General features: G+C 50.9%; 4 protein-coding genes. All 4 read left to right on the top strand.

Annotated features, from left to right (window positions below):
• Positions 1-1,467 (top strand): DUF4982 domain-containing protein (locus tag B3Z75_RS00285; protein ID WP_294066410.1); only part of this gene is annotated, 1,467 nt, incomplete at its 5' end.
• Between the two features lie 71 nt (positions 1,468-1,538).
• Positions 1,539-2,975: a DUF1593 domain-containing protein gene (locus B3Z75_RS00280; protein WP_294066407.1), complete on the top strand. Its 1,437-nt coding sequence runs from the start codon at positions 1,539-1,541 to the stop codon at positions 2,973-2,975.
• Positions 2,975-4,024 (top strand): DUF1593 domain-containing protein, encoded by a 1,050-nt coding sequence (locus B3Z75_RS00275; RefSeq protein ID WP_294066404.1) that lies wholly within the window; start codon positions 2,975-2,977, stop codon positions 4,022-4,024. The genes B3Z75_RS00280 and B3Z75_RS00275 overlap by 1 nt, the downstream gene beginning before the upstream one ends.
• 58 nt (positions 4,025-4,082) lie before the next feature.
• A partial coding sequence (locus tag B3Z75_RS00270) for an alpha/beta hydrolase family protein (protein WP_294066401.1) occupies positions 4,083-5,167 on the top strand: 1,085 nt, incomplete at its 3' end.

Below are 5,167 nucleotides of genomic sequence, written 5' to 3'. Positions count from 1 at the left end.
GAACGACAGCTTGAGCTGCTGCAGGAGATGGGATGCAATGCTGTCCGCATGGCACATAACCCGCCAGCGCCGGAACTGTTGGAGTTAACCGATCGGATGGGATTCCTGGTGGTTAATGAGATCTTCGACTCCTGGGAGAGGAAGAAGACACCGCACGACTTTCACCTGATCTTCCCGGAGTGGGCCGAAGCCGATACCCGCTCCTTCGTGCGCCGCGACAGAAACCATCCCTCGGTGATCATGTGGAGCTACGGCAACGAAGTGGGCGAACAGTACACGGACGAAAAGGGAGCGGCCCTGGCTGAATATCTGAACAGGATTGTCAAAGAGGAAGATCCCACACGCCTCACTACCCTCTCCTTGAACTACGCCAAGCCGGATATGCCTTTTTCGCGGGTGGCCGATGTAATTGGTCTCAACTACCAGGGTGAAGGCATCCGGCAGGAGCCAGAATTTGAAGGAACCAACCGGATACGTACGGTCCCCCAGTATGATCATTTTCATGCTACTTTCCCGGAGAAGGTGATCTTCGGTAGCGAGGTGGGCTCTTCCTTCAGCAGCAGGGGGATCTACCTCTTTCCGGTCACCGAAAAGAGTAGCTCTCCCACCCGCGATGGCATGGGTGGAGATTCCCGAATGGCACAGGTGAGCAGCTATGAGCTTTATGCGGTGGACTTTGGCTCCTCGCCCGACAAGGTGTTCCGGATGCAGGATTTGCATCCCTATGTAGCGGGAGGGTTCGTATGGACCGGCTGGGATCACCTGGGAGAGCCTACCCCCTACTACTCTTCCCGAAGCTCCTACTGTGGTATCATCGATCTGGCAGGATTTAAAAAAGACCGGTTCTATCTCTACCAGTCCCGCTGGCTGCCTGGGTTGCCGATGGTGCATATCCTGCCCCACTGGAACTGGCCCGACAGGGAAGGTGAGGTCACGCCGGTCCATCTCTTTACCTCCGGCGACGAGGCGGAGCTGTTCCTGAATGGCAGGTCGCTCGGTCGAAAGGAAAAGGGGCAGTTCGAATACCGGCTCCGGTGGGATGACATCCGTTACGAGCCGGGTGAACTGAAGGCAATAGCCTACAAAAACGGTAAAAAATGGTCGGAGGACGTGGTGGTCACAACCGGCGAGCCATTCACTCTGCAGCTGGAAGCAGACAGAAGTCGGATCGCTGCAGACGGAAAAGACCTTGCATTCATCACCGTACAGGTAACCGACCAGAAAGGGCGTCCGGTACCGGATGCAAGCTTACCGGTCCATTTCACCATCGAGGGATCGGGTGAGTTGGTGGCCACCGACAACGGCAACCCGGCCGACATGACTCCGTTCCCCTCCCTCACAAGAAAGACATTTAACGGACAATGTCTGGTGATAGTGAGAGGTGAATCAGGCAAACCGGGTAGGATCACGATCAAAGCTGATTCACCGGGATTGAAAGAGAGCAAGTTTATCCTGGAATCGGATTAGTTCTGTCATAACTTGCTACTTTATAAAACAGCCATTAAACTCACCGTATGAATCCAAAACAACATGCTGATATGAATCCAAAATATTTTGTGTCTATTTTGTGTCTGATTGCAATAATGCAGGTATCCTACGCAAAGACGAACCTAAAAGATTTCACCCCTATATCGCTTAAACCTCGCCTCGTCGTTTTAACCGACATTGCTCCGGGATATGTGGAGCCGGATGACATGCAATCCATGATCCGCCTGTTGGTACACGCAGATCTGTTTGAGATAGAAGCGTTGATTGCCTCCGGAGGCTGGAACAGTAGCGGGCGAAGCTATCCCCTTTCCTGGATGGAGATTCTATACAAGACAATCGATGCATACGAAAAAGACTTGCCCAACCTTATGAAACGTTCGGAACAAAACAGCTTTCTTACATTGGCAGAGGAGAACGAACTGCAGAGGATCGGTTACTGGCCCAGTGCAAGCTATTTGCGTAACCGGGTAATGCCGGGAAGCTTGAATTTGGGATGCAAGGAGATTGGAAAAAATAACGAGTCACAAGGGAGTGATTTCATCATTCAACTGGTCGATGAAGCCGACGACCGACCCTTGTGGGTTGCCGTCTGGGGAGGGGGAAACACACTGGCTCAGGCAATCTGGCGGGTGAAACAGGAGCGAACGGAAAAGGAACTTCGTCGCTTTTTGAATAAACTGCGCGTCTATACCATCACCGACCAGGATGTACCCTGGGGAGAGCGACACTCCAATTATCCTTTCAGTTCCCACCAATGGATGCGCCGTGAATTTGAAAAAGAGCTTCTCTTTATCTGGGATGAGAGTGCATGGCTTTCGCAGAACGGAATCGGTGCCGGGAAATGGGATGAATACGCAACCCATATCCAGCATCATGGTCACCTCGGAATAATCTACCCCAAAAATAAATACGGGGTTGAGGGCGATACACCGTCGTTTCTGCATCTCATGCCCAATGGTCTGAATGATCCGGAAAAACCGGAGCAGGGTGGCTGGGGAGGATACTTTGAGTGGGGACCAGGAATGGACAATGAAACCTACTGCTTTACAAACCATGCAGGAGGGGCCAAAGAAACATCCAAAAAGTACGAAGCTTACTTTTATCCTGCTATTTTCAATAATTTTGCTGCCCGGATGGACTGGGCCAAAGAGGGTAAGGGGAACCGAAACCCGGTAGTGATTGTCAATGGGAAGAAAGATAGGGAAATATTATCCATCGCCCCTCGACAAGGCAGGAAAATCGTTTTGGATGCCTCCGAATCTTTTGATCCCGACGGTGATCAGTTGAGCTATAAATGGCTGTTTTTGTCCGAAGCTGGCACTTATTCAGAAACGGTAGAGTTGGAGAATGCCAGCACCTCAAGAGCGACAATAAAAATCCCTTCAGACATGGCGGGAAAAAGTATTCATCTAGTTTGTGAAGTAACCGATCACGGAATTCCCAATCTGACAAGTTACAAAAGAATCATTCTAAATCCAGCCAAATAATGAAAATAGATTTTCGATTAAAAGCAGCCACAATCTTTCTCATCTTGGGAGTAATGACAACTTCCGGTTTTTCGCGTCCAAGAGTGGTGATCATGACCGATTTTCCTCCGGTGGATGTAATACCCGGAGGGATGGGGTTCGGCTCTGCCGAAAAGCGGAGCGACTCGGACGACGTACAATCGATGATCCGGTTTCTGCTATATACAAATGATTTTGATGTAGAGGGACTGATCGCAACCTCTGCCACATTCGCCAATATCGCTAACAAACAGCATTTATTCGATATGCTCTATCTGTATGATCATGTCGATGAGAACCTCCGTTCTCACGATGATCGTTATCCAACGGCCGGTGAACTTCGTACAAAAACATGGCAAGGCAGGTCGGGGACATGGGGGCGACCGGTTGCAGAGATTATCGGTGAAGGCAAGGATAGCGAAGCATCCGAGAAAATAATCAGGCTGCTGGAGAAGGATGACGAGAGACCCGTATGGTTCTGTGTATGGGGAGGATCTGGCGATTTAGCCCAGGCATTATGGAAAATATCAAAAACATGCGATGCATCGGAAACAGAACGTATCATAAGGAAAGTCCGTATTTACATGATCGGTTTTCAGGATGGTTCGGGAAAGTGGCTCCTGGATACATTTCCCAGTCTTTTTGCGATCGTCTCCGAAAAAAATTATATGGGAATGTTCAACAATGCCCCCGGTTCTGACAAAGCACTATCGGATCTTCAATGGATAAACAAACACATCAGAAAGGGCCATGGATTACTTGGTGCACTCTATCCGGAGAGCGGTTTTTATCCCGAAACACCCGGTGTATGGGAGGGAGACTCTCCTTCATTCTTATATTTGGTGAGCGCTGTCCGTGGACTGAATAACCCGGAAAAACCCAATCAGGAAAGCTGGGGAGGACGGTTCATACAACCGGACTCCACGAAAAATCACTGGTATGATCATCCTGACGGATCCATTGCGGTATCGAAATGGAGGAGAGAGGTACAGGATGATTTTGCCAATCGGGCCGACCGGATGCTACCCTGAAGTATCGGCTAGTACCAATCAACTGGCAATTAGACTCAAAAAGACAAACAGAATAAAAATGAATGGTGTAAGAAATATCGCAATGATTATGCTGACTGTTTTCGCCATGAATCTTCAAGTGTCAGCCCGGGAGATACCACTGGTCTATAATACCGAAAGCTCGGTCTCTCCTTTTGAAGTCTGTCTGCCCTCATTGGAGGAACTGCCCCTGATTGAAACACTGCCCGACCCCTTTGCCTGGTCCGACGGAAGCGGACGATCCACCCGTTTTGAGGACTGGGGACGCAGAAGGCTGGAGATCGGTATGGAAATTCAGCACTATGAGATTGGCAGGAAGCCGGAACGCCCTGACTCCATCACCGCCAATTACTGGAACGATACGCTGAAAGTGTGCATTACGGTCAATGGAGAGACACTGACGCTCGCCTCTCATGTGATCCTGCCCATAGGGAAGGGGCCTTTTCCTGCGGTGATTGGTATTGGCAGGGGATCCGGCAGTCTCCCACCCGACCTCTTTCCCTCCCGCGATATCGCACAGGTCACTTTCAATTTTGCCCAGGTCATGGCCTGGCAACAAAAAAGGGGGGAAGAACCGATCAACCGGCTATATCCCGATCTGGTTCACATGGGTGCATACAGTGCCTGGTCGTGGGGTGTCAGCCGCCTGATCGACGGGCTGGAGATCGTACAAGATCAATTACCGATCGATTTGCGCCGGCTGGCCATCACCGGCTGCTCCTTTGCCGGAAAAATGGCACTCTACGCCGCGGCTTTCGATGAGCGGATTGCCCTCACCATTGCACAGGAATCGGGAGGCGGGGGCGCAGCTTCCTGGCGGGTTTCCGAAACATTAGGCGAGGTGGAAACACTAAGCAGAACCAGCCATGTATGGTTTATGGAGGAGATGTTTCGGTTCTCCGATGCCGTAGGCAAGCTACCTTTCGATCATCATGAGCTCATGGCTATGATCGCACCCCGTGCCCTGCTTTGCCTGGGCAATCCCGATTATGAATGGCTGGCCGAGGAATCGGGATATGTCTCCTGTAAAGCGGCACAACGGGTATGGGAGACGTTCGGAATACCGGACCGGTTCGGATTCTCCATTGTGGCGGATCACGGACACTGTATCCTCCCCGATGTGCA

This window comes from Proteiniphilum sp. UBA1028, assembly GCF_002316955.1.
Lineage (GTDB): Bacteria > Bacteroidota > Bacteroidia > Bacteroidales > Dysgonomonadaceae > Proteiniphilum.
Note: the sequence above shows the minus strand (reverse complement) of the source record. Positions and strands in the feature narration are given on the sequence as shown.

Coding starts and splice junctions, on each gene's coding strand:
- B3Z75_RS00280 (WP_294066407.1), top strand. CDS start 1,539: ATGAATCCAAAATATTTTGTGTCTATTTTGTGTCTGATTGCAATAATG.
- B3Z75_RS00275 (WP_294066404.1), top strand. CDS start 2,975: ATGAAAATAGATTTTCGATTAAAAGCAGCCACAATCTTTCTCATCTTG.